The following is a 19926-nucleotide window of genomic DNA, read 5'->3' as shown; positions in this document are numbered from 1 at the left end:
ACCGGAACCCGGCGAAGGTGCCGGGTTCCGCAATGTTCTGGATTTACTTGAACTTCACGTTTTCCAGGCGGATCATGCCGTCCGGATAAGGCTTGAAGCCTTCAAGCTTGTCCGAGAGGGCCCAGATCCACGTGACGTGGTAGAGATAGATGAGCGGCATATCCGCGTTCAGGATGTCGCGGGCTGCGTCGTACTTCTCTTTGCGGATCTCAAGATCTGTGGACGTGCGCGCCTCATCCAGAAGGGCGTCAATTTCCGGATTGCAGTACTTGCTGTCGTTGATGCCGCCCTCGCAGGTCACGAACTGGTGGATGTTCCCATCCGGATCGACGCGTCCTGACCAGCCGATCTGGCTTGCCTGGTAGTTCCCGGCAGACTGGTCCGACAGGAGGCTGGCAAATTCCATCGACTTCAATTCGACATTGAAGCCGGCTTCACCCGCCATGGACTGAACGACCTGCATGAGTTGGGTCTGTACCGGGTTGTTGGCGACCTGAACCTCAACATCAAGACTGTCGAAACCAGCCTCTTTCAAGAGCGCCTTGGCTTTCTCAACGTCTCTTGCCGGCACCGGGTGGTCCTTGTCGTACCAGGGGCTTGTTGGCGGATAGGGCTGGTTGCCGGGTGCGAACGCGCCTTCAAAGACGACCTGATTGATGGCGTCGCGGTCAAGAGACAGGCTGAAGGCTTCCCGGATCTTGGCATCCTGGCCGATCGGATTGTTGGCGCGATCCCCGTTGCCGACATTTATGGTAATGCCCTGATAGCCGAGACTGACGGCTTCTTCATACTGAAGCGATCCATCGCCTTTCACGGACGCAGCATCCGTAGCCGCCAGGCGCTCCAGCATATCAAGATCGCCGGAACGCAGGTTTGCCAGCCGGACGGTCGTGTCGGGAATGGGAAGGAAAGTGACTTTGTCGAAATTGATGGCGCCCGCGTTCCAATAGTCGGCAAACTTCTCCAGCACGATCCTGTCTTGGGCGATCCTCTCGACAAACTTGAACGGACCGGAACAGATAGGTTTCGCGCCCAAATCGACACCGGCTGCTGCGGCGGCGGTCGGGGACAGCATCATTCCGGAACGGTCTGCAAACTGTGCCAAAAGTGTTGCATCTGGGCCCTTAAGCTTGAACTGCACCTGATGAGGGCCGGTGACCTCGACGGATTGAATGTTTTTGACTTCACTCTTGCGCCGGCTTTCGGGCAGGTTCTGGGAACGGTCGATATTGGCTTTGACGGCTTCGGCATCGAACGCTGTGCCGTCATGAAACGTGACATCGTCGCGAAGATCCATTGTGAGTGTCAGGCCGTCGTCGGACCAGGACCAGCCCGTGGCGAGCTGCGGAATAATTTCCAGGTCCGGCGTAATGTCGACAAGCTTGTCGCAAAGGGATGCATAGACGATACGGCCGACAAAGGTCCGCGATTGATCCGGGTCGAGGACGTCCGGGTCCTCCTGAAGGCCGATGCGAAGGTCGGCCGCCATGGCAGGGGTGATCATCGATGTAGCACCGAGAAACAGTGCGGCTAGGAGAGATTTACGCATTTTTGTCTTTCCTCTGGGTGGGAGTGGTACCGGGTGAGGAGGCGGTGTTTTTCGACTTTTTTTCGCTCCAGTCCCGGTAAAGGGAAAAGCGTTTTTCAGTGGCCGCACTTCGGGACGGCTCTTGTTTTTGTCTCGTCTGGGTTCCTGCAATTTTCTGCCAGCGGTGGCAGGCGACCTCGCGTGTTCCATTGGCAGCTTCAAGTACGGGACGCTGGGTCCCGCAGCGTTCGTCTGCGTGCCGGCAACGTGTGTGGAAACGGCATCCGGAAGGAGGGTTCAACGGCGAAGGGATATCGCCCGGCAGATCCGCTTTCATTGATCGCATACCGGGCGCCGGTACCGGGATCGAGCGCATCAGCGCCTGGGTGTAAGGGTGCCGGGGAGCACCGTAGACAGTTTCCGTATCGCCAATCTCAACGACTTCGCCGAGATACATGACTGCAACGCGGTCGCTCATATGACGGATGACGGCGAGATCGTGTGCGATCAGGATCAGCGTAAGATTGAATTCGGTTTTCAGGTCTTCAAGCAGATTGATCACCTGGGCCTGCACGGACACATCGAGTGCGGAGACGGGCTCGTCGGCAACAATCACCTTCGGATCGCTTGCAAGGGCACGGGCAATGCCGATGCGCTGCCGCTGGCCACCTGAAAATTCGTGCGGGTATCTGTCCGCCATGCTCGCGCGAAGCCCAACCCGCTGCAGCAAAGTGACCACCTTCTTCTGCCGTTCAGCTTTGCTGCCGTTGGTGTGAACGGTCAGGGGCTCTTCGACGATGGCTCCAACGGTCATCCTCGGATTGAGCGACGAGAACGGATCCTGGAAGACGAATTGCAGATCCTTGCGCAACTTGCGCATGTCGCGTGCAGGAAGGTGGGCAATGTCGTTGCCTTCATAAAGAACTTCGCCATTGGTTGGTTCCAACAGCCGGACCAGGGTTCTGGCGAGTGTCGATTTCCCGCAGCCACTTTCCCCAACAATGGCAAGGGTTTCACCGCGTCTGACCGCCATGTCGACACCGTCGACAGCTCTCACGATTGTCTTTTGCTGGAAGAGACCGCCACCGCGCGTGAAATTGCGGCCAACATTGCGCGCCTCAAGTATTGTGTCCTGCGCAAAGTGCTTCATACCGTTTCCACCAGGTGGTTTTCGAGTGGAGCGAGATGACAGGCGGCAAGATGCGTTTGCGACATGGAAGTCAGCACCGGCACCTCAACCGCGCAGGCTTCTGCGGCAAACGGACAGCGAGGTGCAAAACGGCAGCCCGTTGGCATCGTGTCGATTGTCGGAACCATTCCGGAAATCGTGGTCAAGCGGCTTTGCCTTTGTCCGAGCGAGGGCAGGGAGCTCATCAGGCCGATGGTGTAGGGGTGTTGCGGATCGTCGAAGATGGCCTGAACAGGCCCTTGTTCGACAATCTTCCCGGCATACATGACGGCAACCTGATCAGCGACTTCTGCAACGACACCCAAGTCATGCGTGATCATGATCAGTGCGGTTCCCGTTTCCTCCTGAAGCGTTCTCATGAGGTCGAGGATTTGGGCCTGGATAGTCACATCGAGCGCGGTCGTCGGCTCGTCCGCGATGAGGAGATCCGGATCATTGGCAAGCGCCATTGCAATCATCACCCGCTGGCGCATGCCGCCTGAAAGCTGGTGCGGATAGTCGTCAAGACGTTCGGCGGCAGCAGGGATTTTCACCCGGTCCAGCATGACGAGCGCACGTTGGCGGGCGTCTGCTTGGCTGACGGCTTTGTGGCGCAGCACACCTTCGGCAATCTGGTCCCCGATGCGAAAGGCCGGGTTGAGGGACGTCATCGGTTCCTGAAAGATCATCGCCATGCGATCACCGCGCAGGTCCGCGCGGGTTTTGGGCGGAAGCGACAACAAATCCCTTTCATCAAAGGAAATATGCGAAGCCGCGATTTCCGCCGGAGGCATGGGCAAAAGCCCCATCAATGCCAGCGCAGATATGGATTTGCCGCAACCGCTTTCGCCGACAATGCACAGCGTCTCGCCGCGGTTGACACTGAAAGACACGCCGTCGACCGTATTGGCCGGAGCGCCTTTGAAGCGGATCGAGAGGTCCTCGACTGTTAGAAGAGGGGCGTCACTTGATGAACGCACCTGATTTACCGGGCGCTCACTCATTGCCGGCGTGTTCCGAGGTCTGGAAAAGCAGGCGTTCCTGAAGAGCGAGCAGATGCTGGCGCATCAAGCGTTCGGCGGATACGGGATCATGGCGCTCGATCGCATCAACGATGTCAGAATGCTGGGCCTTGTATTGTGAAACCGTCTCGCGTGTGCGCAGTGCTTCGCGCACGTGGCGCCAGTTTTCGTTCTGCCGCATACGGTCGACGACGTCGAAAAGCGCAAGGAACAATGTATTGCCTGCGGCCTTCGCGATGGCCCGGTGAAGGGCGCCATCCCACAATTCACGCCCGTCCATGTCATCGGCTTCGCCGACTTTGTCAGCTACATGGCGCATCTGCTCAATGTCTTTCGGCGTCGCCCGAATGGCGGCCAGTTGCGCCAGGGCTGGCTCCAGGCGCAAGCGCACTTCCATCACCTCGAGCATGTTGCTCATTTCAGGCAGTTTGCTGAGCTGCTGTTCGCCGTCGCGCGGTTTTGACCCGATAAAGGTACCGGCACCCTGCCGCCGCCAGATGAAACCCTCGGTTTCAAGCACTTCCAGCGCCCTGCGTACAGCACGGCGACCGACACCAATTTGTTCGGAAAGGTCCCTCTCTGTCGGAAGCTGCCGTACCCCGTCCATTGCAAGCTGATCAACGAGAATTCGAAGGCGTTCGAGCGCCAGACTGGAGTTTCGCCGGGTTGGACGATCTTCTGTCATACGAAGTCTCTTGATGGAACCAATTTCAATTGGTCACATTATTTGTCCCTTTTTTGTCGCTTGGCAACAGCTTCGAATGCATTTTTTCAAAAGAGGGCAATCTTTGTGTCATAACGCGTCCGTGGGCGCTCTGATGACGCACCGCAATGCTGCGGAGGCTAGGACGAGCCGCATTGAAAACATTGCCGACAAGTGCGATGCTGAATGTTTGTGATTGCAGGTCATCTGTATTCGCGGCAAACCGCGTCGCAGTTTCGTGCTGAATATGCGGTCAGGAGCTGTTGCTATATCAGGTTATCTTTTGATCGCAAGTATCGGAAAAATAACGCACAAGCTACAAATCAAGGCTTCGCTTCTAAGCAGAGACACACACAGGCACGGTCAAACGTCTACGACGACTAATGTGACTACACAGCAATCGCGTCTTGTCTTATGCGAAAGGACCTACTCAGGCGTTCTCGGTTCCTGTCTACCCACACCGGTTTTCCAGTGAGCCATGCAGATCGCCTCCCGCTGTGACATAAGATCATTTGTGGTTGAAAATATGTCGTACTGGTCGCTTTGTTCTGGCCTCAGGCGAGAGTAACTTCATGGCAGTTCCGAAGAACTTCCTTCGTCTCCACCTGGCCAGCCTGTTTGGGGCCAGGGTGTCGCAAGTGCGCACCTTGCTAACCCGGCATTTCTGAAAGACAGGTGAACCTTCTGATCACGTGCCGTTGCTTGCTTTCGCGCACTCGATTTGCATCGTTTGGGCGGTCCGCGGATCGCGGAGTTTGGTCGATTCCCGATTGATCAGACGGCTCGCCACTAACGCGCGCACGGAACCTTGCGCAGAGAAGCGGATAGTGGAGAATTCGCCAAATGAAGTTCGCGTTGAACGGCAGTCGCACTTGACCATGGTCAAGACATTGGATGCCAGATCCGGTGACCATGAATGGCGGTTGGGAGGGCTTTGGGGCAGGGCATGGCCTTGGCCCCGGAACAAGACCGACAGAAAGTGATTTTATGGCTGCAACCCTTCAACGGAAAAACGTCAGCAGAATAGGCGGTTGCCCGATTGTCCTGACCAGCGGTTTTCGCTTCTACTTCCTTTGTGCTGGTCTGTTTTCTGTGTTTGCCATGCTGGCCTGGACAGCTTGGCTTGCTGTGCATGCAGCCGGGGCCGCTTTTGTATCACTTCCCATGTCGATGGCGCCGCATCTCTGGCACGCACATGAAATGGTCTACGGATACACGATGGCAGTGATGGCAGGGTTTTTCATCACTGCGGTACCGAATTGGACCGGTACCGAAGAGGCTGGCGCTAAATTCGTGGCGGTTAGTGGCTTCATTTGGCTGCTGGGAAGGCTCGGTGTCTGGTTTTCGAGCGCCTTTGATCCGATTGCAGTTGCGGTCGTCGATTTAGCCTTCATTCCCGTTCTGTCGATGGCAATTCTCGGGCGCCTGGCCCGGAAATCACAGGTCAGAAACATGATTTTCCTGTTTCTGCTCAGCACTCTGTTCCTCGGCAACCTGATGATGCACCTGGACTGGATCGGCTGGATCGGCTGGAGCGGCGGAACGGCGGAGGCGGGTGTCCGCGTTGGCGTATTCGCAAGCGCTGCGATGATATCAATTGTCGGCGCACGGGTCGTTCCGGCATTTACGCGGAATGCGCTCAACAGGGACGGGTACGCAGGAGCCTTGCCGCGATCAAACGCCTGGCTGGATAGGCTAGGTGTTCTTTCGGCCCTCCTGGCAACGCTGGCAGCGTTTCCGTTCGTGCCGCAGTTTTTGCTTGGCTGTATCGCAATTGCAGCCGGAGCAACCAATATCTTGCGACTGTCCGCGTGGAATGGATGGGCCGTCCGCAACAGTCCGATCCTCTGGATCCTGCATCTCGCCTTTCTGTTGCTGGCAGCCGGTTATCTTGTCTACGGGAGTACACTGATCCTGGACTACATGAGTGAAACCGCGGCGCTGCATCTGCTTGCAATAGGTGCTATCGGAAGCATGACACTGGCCATGATGACCCGGGCTTCGCTAGGCCACAGCGGACGGCCTTTGATCGTGAAGCGGCCGATCGTGCTTGCCTATCTGATGGTGATCGTAGCGGCCCTGATCCGAAGCTTTGGAAATCTTGCTTTCGATTATTTTGCCGTGATGCTGATTTCCGGATTGATGTGGACCGGAGCCTTTGCGCTCTTTGTCTGGATCTACTTTCCAATCCTGACACGCCCAAGGCCATCGCGGCCCCGGGAAGAGCTGCAGCAGTGACCCTGTCCCTCAACCAAACATGAGTTTGGTGGTCAAATTTTCCTCTGCTTGACTATCGTCAAGACACTTCCCGAAACGAAGACGGATTATCGCTCCAACGTCGCGAATGACACTTGCTGAAGCGCTCGAGGTGCGTCCTCTCTTTCATATTTTCGGTCTTCTCTGCCTGACCGCCAGTCTGATGTTTTCCATTGCGGTCAGCCCGGTCGCCATCGCTGCCGGTGCTGAAGTCACGCGATTTCTTGACAAGGTTCAGCCAGCCGAACTGGTCCCGGGTGCCGACAGTTTCGGAGTTCCACGGAAAGATGTTCCTGTCGTACCCGCTCTCAAAGGCAATGACACCGTTGGCTGGGTGTTCCTGACCTCGGATTTTGTGTCCACCACGGGATATTCTGGCAAACCGATCCACACACTGGTCGGTGTCGATGAGAACGCCGTCGTTACCGGTGTCCGGCTGGTCAAGCATTCAGAACCGATTGTGCTGATCGGCATACCGGAGTCCAAGGTCCGAGCCGTGACGGAAGGATATGCCGGTCTTGACCTGAAAGCCGAAGCAGAGAGCGGTGGTTCCGCGCACGAACTCGATATCATTTCCGGTGCGACGGTGACGATCATGGTGATCGATGATTCCATCGTGCGCTCCGGCCTCAAGGTTGCCCGTGCGCTTGGTCTGGGCGGATTGGCGCTCGAAGTCGCCGAACTGGGGCCGAAAAGGGAAATCGACTTTGGCCGCCAGGAAGTTCTCGACTGGATGACCTTGCTCGGCAACGGCTCGGTGCGCCGCATGTCATTGGACGTTGCACAGGTCAACGATGCCTTTGCCCGTCAGGGTGATGAGCGCGCAATTGCGCGCCCCGAAGCCGGTGCGGACACGGACACATTCATTGATCTTTATGTAGCGCTCGCGGACGTGCCGACGATTGGCCGCTCTTTACTGGGTGAAGCCGAGTACGCCAATCTCGAGAAACGCTTGAAGGAAGGTGAGCATGCCCTTCTTGTGATGGGGCGCGGCCGCTATTCGTTCAAGGGATCAGGATATGTTCGCGGTGGCATCTTCGACCGGATCCAGATGATCCAGCACGATGTCTCCGCACGGTTCTTCGACAAGCAGCACAAACGCCTCGGTGAGATCGTCGCCGACGGCGCACCCTCGTTCGTCGAAATGGATCTTTTCGTCATCCCGGCAGATATCGGGTTTGACCCTGCAAAGGACTTCCGCCTGCAGCTCCTTGTGCAACGGGCCGTTGGACCGATTGACAAAGTCTTCCTGACCTTTGATCTCGGCTATGAGTTGCCTGATGACTATCTGAAGACGATACCTACCGCCGTGAACGCAACTGCAACCGGCTTTGAAGTGGGCGGTGCCGGTTCAGCTGTCTCCGATGACGAAGCAGTACGGGCTTTGTGGACGCGGATCTGGAATGACCGCCAGATTGACATTGTTGTTCTGGCAACCGCCATCGTCATTCTGACGCTGGTCTTCTTTTTCCAGATGCAAGTGACCCACAATGAACGCTTCACGTTCTGGTTCCGGATCGCATTTCTGACCTTCACGCTGGTCTGGCTCGGGTGGATCGAAAACGCACAGCTCTCCGTCGTCAATGTGATGGCGTTTTTCTCGTCACTCACGAGCGAATTCAGCTGGGATGCCTTCCTGATGGATCCGCTGGTTTTCCTTCTGTGGTTCTCGGTTGCCGCCGCGCTGCTTTTCTGGGGAAGGGGGGCTTATTGCGGCTGGCTCTGTCCCTTCGGTGCCTTGCAGGAACTGACGAACCGTTTGGCAAAACTTGCCCGTATTCCGCAATTTGAAGTGCCCTGGGGGCTGCATGAGCGCCTGTGGCCGCTCAAATACATGATTTTTCTGGGGCTATTCGGCCTGTCTCTCTATTCCCTGGACGTTGCCGAACACTACGCGGAAGTCGAACCGTTCAAGACGGCGATCATCCTGAAGTTCCAGCGTGCGTGGCCGATTGTGCTTTTCGCAGTATCCCTGTTGGTCGCAGGCCTCTTCATCGAGCGATTCTACTGCCGGTATCTGTGCCCCCTCGGGGCGGCGCTGGCCATTCCGGCAAGGCTCAGAATGTTCGACTGGCTGAAACGTTACCGGGACTGCGGCAATCCGTGTCACCGCTACGCCAAGGAATGCATGGTCCAGGCCATCCATCCGGAAGGCAACATCAATCCCAACGAGTGCCTGAATTGCCTGCACTGCCAGGTTCTCTACCAGCACGATCAGAAATGTCCCGTTTGCATCAAGAAGCTCGCGAAAAGGCGCCGCTTTGAAAAGCAGACCGGGCTTGGAAAACCGGAGGCGACCGCCAAGACGGCAGCGCCTGAGCCGGTTGCCTAACCTTCAATGGGCAAACAAGGAGATCAGCCATGAAGGAGAAAGAAAACCAAATGGGTGTGTCCCGCCGGGACCTTTTGGGAGGGACGGCAAAAACAGCCGTCGTTGCCGGTATGGGCGCTGTTGCCGTAGGCGGAGCCAACTCGGCTTTTGCACAGGACGGCCATCAGAAATTCGAGATGGCGCCAGGTGAACTCGACGAATACTACGGCTTTTGGTCGTCGGGACAGACGGGTGAAGTCCGCATTCTGGGTGTTCCCTCCATGCGTGAACTCATGAGGATACCGGTCGTCAACCGGTGCTCGGCTACGGGTTGGGGGCAGACGAATGAATCGCTGAAGGTTCTGACCGAAGGGCTGCTACCGGAAACAAAGGCCTTCCTCGCTGCGCAGGGCAAGGTCACCTACGACAACGGTGACCTGCACCATCCGCATATGTCCTTTACAGACGGCACATATGACGGCCGGTATATCTTTGCAAACGACAAGGCGAACGTGCGAGTTGCCCGCATCAACTGCACCACGATGAAATGCGACAAGATCATCGAGATCCCGAACGCACATGACATCCATGGCATGCGGCCACAGAAATATCCCCGCACAGGCTACATTTTCGCCAACGGCGAGCATGAAGCCCCGCTCGTCAACGACGGCAAGATCCTGGATGATCCGGACCAGTATGCCTGCATCTTCACCGCCATTGACGGCGACGAGATGAAGGTTGCCTGGCAGGTGATTGTCTCGGGCAACCTCGACAACACCGATGCCGACTACCAGGGAAAATACGCCTTTTCCACCAGCTACAACTCGGAAATGGGCACCAACCTTGCCGAAATGACCGAAAACGAGCTGGACCACTGCGTTGTCTTCAACATCAAGGCAATTGAAGAGGCTGTCGCTGCCGGCAACTACACCGAAATGAAAGGTGTTCCGGTTGTCGACGGCCGGAAGGAGGCGAACTCTCAGTTCACGCGGTACATCCCGATCCCGAACAGTCCTCACGGCTGTAATGCCGCACCGGACAAGAAACATATCGTTATCAACGGCAAACTGTCCCCGACGGTTTCGATCATCGATGTCACGAAAGTGGATGCGCTCTTTGACGACAACGCCGATCCACGCTCGGCGATTGTCGGCGAACCGGAGCTCGGCCTTGGCCCACTTCACACCGCTTTCGATGGCAAGGGCAATTGTTTCACCACACTGTTCCTCGACAGCCAGGTCGTGAAGTGGAACATGGACAAGGCCGTTCGGTCCTATGCTGGCGAGGCCGTCGATCCGATCATCTCCAAAGTCGATGTGCACTACCAGCCAGGCCACAATTCCACCTCCATGGGCGAAACCGCGGAGGCGGACGGCAAGTGGCTGATTTCGATGAACAAGTTTTCCAAGGACCGGTTCCTGAATGTCGGTCCGCTGAAACCGGAGAATGAGCAGCTTATTGATATTTCGGGCGATGAGATGACGGTGGTTCATGACGGCCCGACCTTTGCCGAGCCTCATGACAGCATCATCGTTCATCGTTCGAAAGTGAATCCGGCGATTGTCTGGGATCGCTCAGATCCGAGCTTCGAAGATGCCATCAAGCAGGCCGAGGCAGACGGGGTCGACCTTGAATATGGTGCCGACGTGATCCGTGACGGCAACAAGGTTCGGGTCTACATGCACTCTGTCGCCCCGACATTCAGCCTTGAGAAATTCACCGTGAAACAGGGCGATGAGGTGACGGTCTATGTCACCAATATCGACGACATCGATGACCTGACGCATGGCTTCTGTCTTGCGAACTACGGTGTCGCGATGGAAGTCGGGCCGCAGGCGACCGCGTCAGTAACGTTCATTGCAGAACGCCCTGGTGTCCACTGGTTCTATTGCCAATGGTTCTGTCACGCGCTCCACATGGAAATGCGTGGGCGGATGTTTGTCGAGCCAAGAGGAACCTGACCAATGCGTCGCACTCTGCGCAATCTGGTGGAAACGGTGGGCCTGCTCATCACCACCGTATTGGTTTGCGGACCGGCTGGTGGGGAGGAGTGGTCCGTTCCGGCAGGGCAGGGTGCGTTGCAGGACATGATTGAACAAGCACAAGCCGGGGACTTTCTCCGGCTTGCACCAGGGGATCATCAAGGTCCGGTAACGCTGGACAAACCCATAACACTCGATGGCGGTGGCAAAGCGCGGATCATCGGCAGTGGAAACGGGAGTGTGATTACTGTGACCGTGCCCGATGTCACGGTGGACGGTCTGATCCTGACCGGCTCAGGCCTTTCCCACGAAACCCTTGATGCCGGCGTAAAACTGACCAAGAAAGCCCACCGGGCGATTGTCCGTAACAACAAGATCCTCAGCAATCTGACAGGTGTCGATGTCCACGGTGCGCGTAATGCCACGGTCTCGAACAACCTGATTGAAGGCCGACGCGACCTGCGCAGAAACGAACGCGGTAACGGTATCTATGTCTGGAACGCGCCGGACCTGTTGGCGGAATACAACACGATCCGTTATGGCCGCGACGGGATCTTCGTCAACACCAGCCACAAGGACACGTTCCGGAACAACCACTTCGAAAGCCTGCGCTTCGCGGTGCATTACATGCATGGCAACAGCGGTGTGGTGGAAAACAACGTCTCGATCGGCAACGACATCGGCTATGCGCTGATGTTTTCGGATCGTCTGACGATACGCAACAATGTTTCGATCGGTGACCTGAAGCACGGCCTCATGTTGAACTATGCGAACCGCGCGAAAATTAGCGGCAACCATGTGTCCGGCGGCGGCGAAAAATGCCTGTTCATGTACAACGCCAACAAAAACAGCGTGAAAGACAACCGTTTCGAAGGCTGCCCGATAGGCATTCATTTCACAGCCGGGTCCGCCAAGAACACATTCCAGGGCAATGCATTCATCCGCAACAGGACACAGGTGAAATATGTCGGCAGCCGGATGCTCGACTGGAGTACGGACGGGCGCGGAAATTATTGGAGTGATCACGCTGCCTTCGACATGAATGGCGACGGTCTGGCCGATACCGCCTATCGCCCGAACGACTTGGTCGATCAGGTGCTGTGGACCCAGCCCTCCGCCAAGCTTCTGGTCGGCAGTCCTGCTGTCCAGTTGCTGCGCTGGACGCAAGCCCAGTTTCCAGCCCTCCTGCCCGGAGGGATTGTCGACAACGCACCGCTCATGCAGCCACCCACACGCCGTGAACCAAACGCGGGAGTTCAGGGATGACAAATTCAACGCTTTCCGTTCAATCGCTCACAAAGCGCTTCAAGGGCAACATCGCTGTCGACCGGGTGTCGTTTGAGTTGAAGCCCGGCGAGCGCGTCGCGCTGCTTGGACACAATGGCGCCGGAAAGACAACCCTGTTCAAAATGGTCCTCGGATTCCTGCGGCGTGACAGTGGAGACGTTTCGGTACTGGGATGTGCACCCGGAAGCAATCCCGCCCGTCAGGGCACCGCATATCTGCCAGAATCAGTCGCCTTTTCGAGTGCCCTTACCGGTGAGGAGGTCATTCGTTTCTATGCGCGCCTCAAGGGCGAGCCTTCTGCCCGTTCCCTGGAACTCCTGGAACAGGTAGGGCTCGCGGATGCAAGCAAACGGCGCGTTGGAACATATTCGAAGGGCATGCGCCAACGCCTCGGGCTGGCGCAGGCACTGATCGGCAACCCGAAGCTGGTTCTTCTTGACGAACCAACGACGGGTCTCGATCCGATTTCTCGCCAGAATGTCTATCAGCTGATTGGCGAAATCGCGCAGAAGGGCGCAACGGTTTTGCTCTCATCCCATGCATTGACTGAGTTGGAGGCCAGAACCGACAGGATCCTGATCCTGTCAAAAGGGCAACTCGTCGCCGATGACGAACTCGGCAAGTTGCGGGCTCAAGCCGGTCTGCCGATCCGTTTGAAAGTCTGGACGAAGCCGGGCGCGGCGCAGGAAGTGGCCGCTCAACTCGGTGCCGGCAGGATGAACGGGCGCTCGGTCGAACTCGACTGCGGGACGGACGACAAGGTTCGGAAGCTCTCGGCCATCAGTGCTCTTGGTAATCTTGTCGAAGATGTCGATGTCCACCCGCCCAGCCTGGACGATGTCTACCGGCATTTCTCAAACACCGTCCAAAAGGAGGCTTGAAATATGGTCTCGCGCATTCTGACAATCGCGCAACAGGAGTTGCGCATCGGTATCCGGAACCGCTGGATCCTTTTGGCGACGCTGATCCTCGCTTTTTTTTCACTCGCTTTGGCACTGCTCGGTTCCGCACCTGCGGGAACACTCGGCGTCGATAGGTTGACGATAACGGTCGCTTCGCTTGCAAGCCTTTCCGTTTATCTCGTCCCACTGATCGCGCTGTTGCTCGCGTTTGACGCGGTTTGCGGCGAAATCGAGCGCGGCACGTTGCTGATGACCTTCTCTTGCCCGATTTCACGAACCGAATTTTTGCTTGGCAAAACCATTGGCCACACGCTCGTGCTGACGATTGCGCTGGTGGCAGGCTACGGCCTGACGGCGGCGGTGTTGCTGACAATGGGAACTGGGTCCCTCTCGGGTCTGGCTGACTTCGCAAGGCTTGTCGCAACGTCTGTATTACTCGGCATCTGTTTCCTCGCAATCGGCTACGTTCTCAGCTCGCTCACGCGTCAATTGGGAACGGCTGCAGCCGCTGCAATTGCCGCATGGCTGCTTTTTGTTGTGCTCTATGATCTGGCGCTTCTTGGCGCTCTTGTTGCCAATCCGAGCGGTTTTTTCGCCTCGCACGTGTTCCCTTACGCGATTTTGCTCAACCCGGCAGACGCCTTCCGTCTGTTCAACCTTGCAGCGCTCGGCGCGAGCGATCTCGTGGGTGGCATGTCGGGTGTCTCAGAGACACTGCCGTTCGATCCGACTCTGGCGTTCATATCCCTGCTTGCGTTCGCAGCGATCGTGTTGACCGCGTCGGCCATTCTGATCCGAAGGATTACGCCATGAAACGACGTTTCATTCTTCTTCTTGCTCTTGGTCTCCTTGCCGGCTGCCAGGAGGCCCCGGAACTCGCCAAGCCGGCCGCCATCACGCTGACAGCTGAAGCTGCCGGACACTATTGCCAGATGACCGTCCTGGAACACGAAGGTCCGAAAGCGCAGATCCATCTTTCCGGCAATCCCTTTCCTTTCTGGTTCACCCAGGTCAGGGACGCGATCGCCTTCATGCATTCGCCGGAAGAGCCGAAAGACATAGCTGCAATCTATGTGAACGACATGGACGTTGCGGCCAATTGGAAGGAGCCGGGTTTTGACAACTGGATTGATGCGGAGGCGGCATGGTTTGTCGTTGAGAGCAAACAGGCAGGGGGGATGGGCGCGCCCGAGACGATACCGTTCGGAACTGAAGAAGGCGCAAAGAAATTCGCAGCAGCTCAGGGCGGGCGAGTCCTTCGCCTCCATGATATCCCGACTGAATACGTTCTTGCACCGGTTGAGCTCTCGTCAACCCCCCAGTTGAAGCAAGACGCAGCAGACGAGGTCGTGCAATGAACCATACTGTTTCCGCACCTCTACGGCTTAGCCGACGCCGCTTCATCACGATCAGCGCGGTTGCAGCTGCCGGTGCGGTATTTCCGCTGCAAAAGGCGAGTGCCGAACCTACGCTTCACACATGGCGCGGGGTCGCACTTGGTGCGAAAGCGCAAATAAATGTGGTGCACGACGACGCCAGCAGAGTGCAAGGTCTGTTTACCGCGATCGAAAGAGAAATCAGGCGACTGGAGGGCATTTTCAGTCTCTATCAAGCGAATAGCGAATTGAGCCGATTGAACAGCAAAGGGCAATTGTTCGCCCCATCCTTCGAAATGCTGGAACTTCTCAGCCTGTCGCAGAGGCTGCACAGCGTGACGGAAGGTGCCTTCGATCCAACAGTTCAACCGCTGTGGAGCTACTATGCGCGGCACGCTACCGGCAATCACACTGGCAACTTCGAGGCGGTGTTTGCTTGTGTTGGGTTCAACGGTGTTCAGATCCAGCCCGACGAAATTCGATTCCGGAAATCCGGGATGGCAATGACGCTTAACGGCATCGCACAGGGTTTCATCACTGACCGTATAACGACGCTTTTGGAACAGGAGCACTGTGCCGATATGGTCGTGGAAATCGGCGAATTGGCCGCCAGAGGGAGTGCTTCCAGGGAGACCAGTTCGGATGAAAAGGGGTGGCCGGTCACACTTCGCCCCGATCCTTCATTGACCGACGCGCAAGCAGAAATACATCTTTCCAACGCTGCGGTTGCAAGCTCGGCGCGTCTGGGAACGACATTCGATCAAGGCGGATCGCGTTCACACATTCTGGATCCTAGAACCGGACGCCCCGTCGAAACCGGCCTGGTGGGAGCGAGCGTTGTTGCCCCAAGCGCAGCATTGGCGGACGGGCTCTCCACGGCTGCTCTCGTCTGCAGCGAAACTCAACTGCAGCAAGCGTTGAGCTGTCTTCAGACCGCACGCGCGTTTGTCGTGCGGGAAGACAGGTCCACGGCCTGGTTGGCAGCATAGCACTAGGGAAAACAGGCCGGCATTCCAGGTCGGTTACCTCTTTGAGAATATCAGCTTCGACGAGGTCTATCCTCGCTTCCCGCGGCTGCGTGCGACCTGCACAATCAAGGCCCATGCGATCGTTCTAAACATCATCGCCACGACAGTTCTGAATTCGTACGCGCCGCCCATCGCGATGTGCATAACGAAACCCGCCATCACCATTGCAGTGCATGAAAAGATTGCAATCGATAGCCAATACGCCCATTGGAGTTTTCGTAGGAGTCCGTATCCTGCAGCAACGTATGAGAAACCAGCCAGGAAGTTGAACCAAAGCACAAAATGAACAACGTTTCCGGCCGCTTCCTTGACCTCATTGCCGCCAAAAAGAACAAGTCCACCAGACAGGATCGTCATGAGGCCAAAGACGATCGCGAACAGGGCAACGGGTGCTGATACCGAGCGTTTAGCCTCTTTGGCTGTCATTATCAGCTCCTTGCTATTGCAGGATGGCCTTCAATCCTTCGGGTAGATCGAGTGTCAGTCCGAATGCGATTTGCCGTCAGCCTCATCCATCAATCCACGCACCCATCTGGCAGCCCACCAAGCGGCGGGAACTCCGAGAGGAATGCTGAACCAGATGGCCGTAACCGGCGAAATCGCAGGCAACCCGAGCGCTATTCCAATCAGACCAAGCAGAAACAGATTGATCGCGACCGCCGCCGCAGTGAATGGGTAGAGCAGCAAAGCGAGTTTTCGTATGGACCAGTTGTTCTCTATGTCTGTCATGCAGCTTGTCTCATTTTTCCCGAGACGCGCTTTTGCAATTTTTCCAGAAGCGATGCGGCAAAGCCGAAACCGGAGAATATGGGTCGTTGAGAGCACTCGCATTGCCCTGAGGTTTCACCGCAAAAAATTTTCGTGAAGGCCGGTGGAACATCAACTGCATCGGAAGAACCACCTGACGCGGTATGTTGCAGATTGAGCGGGTCGAAATTTTCCCTCCCGAGGCGGGCGGTCGTCAGACTGTGGGCAATCAGTTCCGCAACAAAGTCGGCTTCGCCAATGGCGGGTAGGAGAACGCCCTTGAACCCGCCCTCGGCGAGGGCATTCGGAATGTCTTCCGTCAGATGGGATCCTGTTCCCGCCAGAAACGGCAACAAAAGCGTTCTGGGTGTGCTTACTTGTGCGACCAGGGACAGAGATGGCTCCTGAGCCAGGAAACCCGTATGGATCTTTTTCTTGAAAGGCATCAGGCCGCGCAAACGCTTCGCGAAGTAGTAGGCGCAGTCTGATGCAGCTGAGCCCGTCTCCGAGCCGTGCGCCGCGATCATGATATTGCAGGAATTCAGCGACCAGCCTCGCTGCTCTGCTTCCCGCCTGAGCATCTTCAGCGTTCGATGCGGAAGTCCCGGGTGAAGGCCAAGCGGTTTGAGTTGGTGAACCCTAACCGCGCCAATCCGGTCCGGCAGTGCCTGTTTTGTGAACCAGCCGTCGGCCATGAATACAGGATAGACAAAGGGCTCTGCTTCGCAGGAACCAAGTTCCCGTTCAAGGTTTCCCGGGGCCGCAAGCGTTGCAGACCGTATCTTCCAACCTGGCAGAAGCAAGCTGACTTTTGAAGCGAGTTGCTGCAATTGCCACTCTCCGGCTGCGGGGCTGGAGGGCTGACCGTGCGAGACGATCAGGGCTTCAGTGACTGGTGCCTTCAGAGAATGTGATCTTGTTCCAGACATTGTATTTTCCTGAAGGTTTCCGCATCGGCAGACGCCGTATTTCTTCCAGTGTATTCGCGTCGTAGACGATCACCGCACCATCTTCCTCCCAGATGGATACGAGGGCGTGCCGACCGTCACGCGTGAACTCGACATGCGCGACAGTCGCACCTTCTTCGGGCCGGAGCGTTTTGACGATCTCCAGGCTTTCCTTGTCGATGATATGCATGACGTCCTTGTTCGGTCCGAAGAAGACATCGACCCAGACATAGGGCGAGTTTTCGTGACTGCGCATGAAAAAGCCCGGTCCGAGTGTTTCGATCCGTTTGACCGTCTTCCAGGTTTTCATGTCGATTACGGACACCACACCGTCCTTGAGGTGCGGGGTTGCCATTACCGTCGTGTCACGGTGTTTCCAGGTGATCCCGGAGCCGAGATGCGGCATTCCGGGCAAATCAAGATCCGCTGTCTTTTGACCAATGACCAGATCGATGACCTGCCCACCATCGCCACTGCGTGACGCGCCCATGATGTACTCGTAACTCTGATCAAAGAAAAAATCGTCCAGATAGTCCGGCGTTGTGATTTTTCTTACGGGAAACGGGTTGGTGTGAGGCGCCGGGCCTTCTATGCGCCAGTCATGGGCGAAGCCGTAGTGCGGCGGGTTTTCGCCGTAGAAGACTTCCCAGATCTCCGGAACATCCTTGAGCGCCAGAACGAAACTTTTGCGCGGTGGGGCCTGATAGACCGCTGATATCCGGCTTGGGGTTCCGTCTTTGCCCTTGATTTGCTTGACCTGCGAAACGCTGAGGTCTTCGGTCGAAAGGATCGTAAGCGTGTTCGGAAGATAGTTGGCCACAGCGATCCAATTGCCGTCGTGGCTCATCGCAATGTTACGGCTGTTGAGGCCTGCGCGGATGCGACCCACTTCCTGCAACGAATAGAGATCGTATTTTTGTACCCAGCCATCGCGTGACATGATGAAAACAAATCGTCCATTCGGACTGAATTTCGGTCCGCCATGGACTGCAAAGGGCGTCGGGAACCGGTCGAGTGTCTCGAAGGTATCACCGTCGAGTACGCTGACGTGGTGGTCACCGGTCTCGACTGCGAGGGTGATATTCATTGGATCGGATGACCAGACGGGCTCGTCTACCGGTTTGTAGTCCTCATTGAGTTCCCGGCTTGCCATGATTTCTTCAGCACCCCAGGGAGGGACGTCAGCGAGCGGCTCGTTCAGGAAAGCGGAAAGGGCGTCAATCTGGTCTTCGCTCATCTGTTCGCCGAAGGCCGGCATTTGCGTCGCTTCGCGAACTTCGCGGATAACTGAAATCAGGTTGGGTCCACGCATACGGCCGAGCGTTTGCGGGATAAGGGCCGGCCCGATCCCGCCCAGTCGGTTGACGCCGTGGCATTCCTGGCAGTTATCCGCGTAGTCTCGCATTGGGTCCGCCAAAGGTGCCGAGACAGCCACGAGGAGGGCGCTAAGCGAAACGATGAGCCGGGTCATGGCGTTTTCCTCTGAAAGGGGTCACGGTCAGACGCTCATAGCTGTCATCGGAGAGCCCGATTTCATTGTTATCGAGATAGCAGGCCGGGTCTTCTGCCCAGGGATCGCCGGTCAGCTGCAGCGCGCGGATACGAGTATTCCCTCCGCAAACGTCCTGTAGCCCACAGGCGCCACACCGGCCCTTGAGAGGTCTCGGACGCGTTCGGAGCTGTGCCAGGATCGGATCGTCGCTCATCCAGAGTTTGGAAAAAGCGTCGGTCTTCACACTGCCGACCGTGTAATCCGACCAATAGGTATCCGGGTGCACATTGCCGAGCGTGTCGATGTTGGCAACACCAAGACCCGATGAATTTCCGCCCCAGGCAACAAGGTGCTCGCGGACGTGTTCCGCTGTGGTATCGCCGAACCTCCGGCGCACCCAGTTCAGGAAATAGACCGCATCGGCATCGTTGTTGCCGGTTACGATATCAAGTTCGCGCCCGCCGCTTACGCCGTTCCAGGCTCGTTCGAGAAGCAAATCCATCGCCCAACGGGAGCGTTTGTGTTCCGCGTCCTCACCGCGGTTCTTGTCGCCGCGTCCTGCGTAAACGAGGTGCGAGAGGTAAAACTTGTCGACGCCCTCGGCATCACACAGTCTGAGAAGATCCGGCAAATGTTTGTGATTTGCCTCTGTCAGGGTGAACCGGAGCCCGACTTTGATTCCTCGTGCCTTGCATTCTCTGACACCGCGCAGGGCCTGCTTGTAAGCTCCTTCAACACCCCGGAACCAGTCGTTGGTCGCACCGATCCCGTCGATAGAGATGCCGACATAGTCGAAGCCGATTTCAGCGACTTTGTCTGCCCTTTCACCATAAAGTTTTGTGCCGTTGGTCGAGAGTGCGAGCATGCGCACGAGATCGCGGGCGCGTGTGGCAATGTCGAAGAGATCGCGCCGGTCCAATGGTTCACCGCCGGACAGGATGAGTGCCGGGACCCCGAATTCACCAAGATCTTCCAGTGTTTCCATAGCCTGCGCGTGGGTTAGTTCACCTGGAAAATCCACATCCGCGGAGACCGTATAGCAATGCCGGCACCTGAGGTTACATCGGCGCGTCAGGTTCCAGATCACGACGGGTTTTACCGCGCTGCTGTGCCTGCGTGTTCTGGGAGCTGTCGGATTGATGATCTGTTTCATGTATTCCGTCAGACGAAACATGGT

Annotated in this window: 17 protein-coding genes; 8 read left to right on the top strand and 9 right to left on the bottom strand. The window is 56.9% G+C overall.

Annotation, left to right across the window (positions count from 1 at the left end):
- Positions 1–43: 43 nt before the first annotated feature.
- From Q0915_RS10075 to Q0915_RS10060, 4 genes are read right to left on the bottom strand one after another with little or no spacing between them, the layout of a single operon-like run.
- Complete coding sequence (locus tag Q0915_RS10075) at positions 44–1549, bottom strand: ABC transporter substrate-binding protein (protein WP_299470941.1); 1506 nt, start codon at positions 1547–1549, stop codon at positions 44–46.
- Entirely contained in the window at positions 1542–2678 is a 1137-nt protein-coding gene (locus Q0915_RS10070) for a dipeptide ABC transporter ATP-binding protein (RefSeq protein WP_299470939.1), read from the bottom strand. Before Q0915_RS10070 ends, Q0915_RS10075 begins: the two co-directional genes overlap by 8 nt.
- The gene (locus Q0915_RS10065; RefSeq protein ID WP_299470937.1) at positions 2675–3700 is read right to left on the bottom strand and encodes an ABC transporter ATP-binding protein; all 1026 of its coding nucleotides are present in this window, start codon (positions 3698–3700) and stop codon (positions 2675–2677) included. The genes Q0915_RS10070 and Q0915_RS10065 overlap by 4 nt, the downstream gene beginning before the upstream one ends.
- Positions 3693–4403: an FCD domain-containing protein gene (locus tag Q0915_RS10060; RefSeq protein ID WP_299470935.1), complete on the bottom strand. Its 711-nt coding sequence runs from the start codon at positions 4401–4403 to the stop codon at positions 3693–3695. Before Q0915_RS10060 ends, Q0915_RS10065 begins: the two co-directional genes overlap by 8 nt.
- 1005 nt (positions 4404–5408) lie before the next feature.
- Between Q0915_RS10060 and Q0915_RS10055 the strand changes: the two genes are divergently transcribed.
- The 8 genes from Q0915_RS10055 (at position 5409) to Q0915_RS10020 (ending at position 15524) form a co-directional block, all read left to right on the top strand.
- Positions 5409–6659, top strand: a complete 1251-nt coding sequence (locus tag Q0915_RS10055; protein WP_299470933.1) for an NnrS family protein — start codon at positions 5409–5411, stop codon at positions 6657–6659.
- Between the two features lie 106 nt (positions 6660–6765).
- Complete coding sequence (locus Q0915_RS10050) at positions 6766–9009, top strand: NosR/NirI family protein (protein WP_299470931.1); 2244 nt, start codon at positions 6766–6768, stop codon at positions 9007–9009.
- 29 nt (positions 9010–9038) lie between these two features.
- Entirely contained in the window at positions 9039–10949 is a 1911-nt protein-coding gene (gene nosZ, locus Q0915_RS10045; RefSeq protein ID WP_299470928.1) for a TAT-dependent nitrous-oxide reductase, read from the top strand.
- 3 nt (positions 10950–10952) lie between these two features.
- Positions 10953–12236, top strand: a complete 1284-nt coding sequence (locus Q0915_RS10040) for a nitrous oxide reductase family maturation protein NosD (protein ID WP_299470926.1) — start codon at positions 10953–10955, stop codon at positions 12234–12236.
- Positions 12233–13138 (top strand): ABC transporter ATP-binding protein, encoded by a 906-nt coding sequence (locus Q0915_RS10035; protein WP_299470924.1) that lies wholly within the window; start codon positions 12233–12235, stop codon positions 13136–13138. The genes Q0915_RS10040 and Q0915_RS10035 overlap by 4 nt, the downstream gene beginning before the upstream one ends.
- A 3-nt stretch (positions 13139–13141) precedes the next feature.
- The gene (locus Q0915_RS10030) at positions 13142–13972 is read left to right on the top strand and encodes an ABC transporter permease subunit (protein ID WP_299470922.1); all 831 of its coding nucleotides are present in this window, start codon (positions 13142–13144) and stop codon (positions 13970–13972) included.
- On the top strand, positions 13969–14517 hold the full coding sequence (locus tag Q0915_RS10025; RefSeq protein WP_299470920.1) for a nitrous oxide reductase accessory protein NosL: 549 nt from the start codon (positions 13969–13971) through the stop codon (positions 14515–14517). Before Q0915_RS10030 ends, Q0915_RS10025 begins: the two co-directional genes overlap by 4 nt.
- Entirely contained in the window at positions 14514–15524 is a 1011-nt protein-coding gene (locus Q0915_RS10020) for an FAD:protein FMN transferase (protein ID WP_299470918.1), read from the top strand. The genes Q0915_RS10025 and Q0915_RS10020 overlap by 4 nt, the downstream gene beginning before the upstream one ends.
- A gap of 66 nt (positions 15525–15590) precedes the next feature.
- Here Q0915_RS10020 and Q0915_RS10015 read toward each other — a convergent pair whose 3' ends face one another.
- The 5 genes from Q0915_RS10015 to nirJ are packed head-to-tail and all read right to left on the bottom strand — an operon-like array spanning position 15591 to position 19923.
- A complete protein-coding gene (locus tag Q0915_RS10015) occupies positions 15591–15989 on the bottom strand; it encodes a hypothetical protein (RefSeq protein WP_299470916.1) in 399 nt (132 codons plus the stop codon).
- Positions 15990–16043: 54 nt separating this feature from the next.
- Positions 16044–16292, bottom strand: a complete 249-nt coding sequence (locus tag Q0915_RS10010) for a hypothetical protein (RefSeq protein ID WP_299470914.1) — start codon at positions 16290–16292, stop codon at positions 16044–16046.
- Positions 16289–17239: a CbiX/SirB N-terminal domain-containing protein gene (locus tag Q0915_RS10005; protein ID WP_299470912.1), complete on the bottom strand. Its 951-nt coding sequence runs from the start codon at positions 17237–17239 to the stop codon at positions 16289–16291. Before Q0915_RS10005 ends, Q0915_RS10010 begins: the two co-directional genes overlap by 4 nt.
- Positions 17196–18728: a nitrite reductase gene (locus tag Q0915_RS10000; RefSeq protein WP_299470910.1), complete on the bottom strand. Its 1533-nt coding sequence runs from the start codon at positions 18726–18728 to the stop codon at positions 17196–17198. Before Q0915_RS10000 ends, Q0915_RS10005 begins: the two co-directional genes overlap by 44 nt.
- Positions 18703–19923 carry a heme d1 biosynthesis radical SAM protein NirJ gene (gene nirJ / locus Q0915_RS09995; RefSeq protein WP_299470908.1) on the bottom strand — a complete coding sequence of 407 codons (1221 nt, stop codon included), beginning with the start codon at positions 19921–19923 and terminating at the stop codon, positions 18703–18705. Before nirJ ends, Q0915_RS10000 begins: the two co-directional genes overlap by 26 nt.
- Between the last annotated feature and the right edge of the window lie 3 nt (positions 19924–19926).

This window comes from uncultured Roseibium sp., assembly GCF_947494555.1.
In the GTDB taxonomy this organism is placed as follows: Bacteria; Pseudomonadota; Alphaproteobacteria; order Rhizobiales; family Stappiaceae; genus Roseibium.
Note: the sequence above shows the minus strand (reverse complement) of the source record. Positions and strands in the feature narration are given on the sequence as shown.

Coding starts and splice junctions, on each gene's coding strand:
- Q0915_RS10075 (WP_299470941.1), bottom strand. CDS start 1,549: ATGCGTAAATCTCTCCTAGCCGCACTGTTTCTCGGTGCTACATCGATG.
- Q0915_RS10070 (WP_299470939.1), bottom strand. CDS start 2,678: ATGAAGCACTTTGCGCAGGACACAATACTTGAGGCGCGCAATGTTGGC.
- Q0915_RS10065 (WP_299470937.1), bottom strand. CDS start 3,700: ATGAGTGAGCGCCCGGTAAATCAGGTGCGTTCATCAAGTGACGCCCCT.
- Q0915_RS10060 (WP_299470935.1), bottom strand. CDS start 4,403: ATGACAGAAGATCGTCCAACCCGGCGAAACTCCAGTCTGGCGCTCGAA.
- Q0915_RS10055 (WP_299470933.1), top strand. CDS start 5,409: ATGGCTGCAACCCTTCAACGGAAAAACGTCAGCAGAATAGGCGGTTGC.
- Q0915_RS10050 (WP_299470931.1), top strand. CDS start 6,766: ATGACACTTGCTGAAGCGCTCGAGGTGCGTCCTCTCTTTCATATTTTC.
- nosZ (WP_299470928.1), top strand. CDS start 9,039: ATGAAGGAGAAAGAAAACCAAATGGGTGTGTCCCGCCGGGACCTTTTG.
- Q0915_RS10040 (WP_299470926.1), top strand. CDS start 10,953: ATGCGTCGCACTCTGCGCAATCTGGTGGAAACGGTGGGCCTGCTCATC.
- Q0915_RS10035 (WP_299470924.1), top strand. CDS start 12,233: ATGACAAATTCAACGCTTTCCGTTCAATCGCTCACAAAGCGCTTCAAG.
- Q0915_RS10030 (WP_299470922.1), top strand. CDS start 13,142: ATGGTCTCGCGCATTCTGACAATCGCGCAACAGGAGTTGCGCATCGGT.
- Q0915_RS10025 (WP_299470920.1), top strand. CDS start 13,969: ATGAAACGACGTTTCATTCTTCTTCTTGCTCTTGGTCTCCTTGCCGGC.
- Q0915_RS10020 (WP_299470918.1), top strand. CDS start 14,514: ATGAACCATACTGTTTCCGCACCTCTACGGCTTAGCCGACGCCGCTTC.
- Q0915_RS10015 (WP_299470916.1), bottom strand. CDS start 15,989: ATGACAGCCAAAGAGGCTAAACGCTCGGTATCAGCACCCGTTGCCCTG.
- Q0915_RS10010 (WP_299470914.1), bottom strand. CDS start 16,292: ATGACAGACATAGAGAACAACTGGTCCATACGAAAACTCGCTTTGCTG.
- Q0915_RS10005 (WP_299470912.1), bottom strand. CDS start 17,239: ATGTCTGGAACAAGATCACATTCTCTGAAGGCACCAGTCACTGAAGCC.
- Q0915_RS10000 (WP_299470910.1), bottom strand. CDS start 18,728: ATGACCCGGCTCATCGTTTCGCTTAGCGCCCTCCTCGTGGCTGTCTCG.
- nirJ (WP_299470908.1), bottom strand. CDS start 19,923: ATGTTTCGTCTGACGGAATACATGAAACAGATCATCAATCCGACAGCT.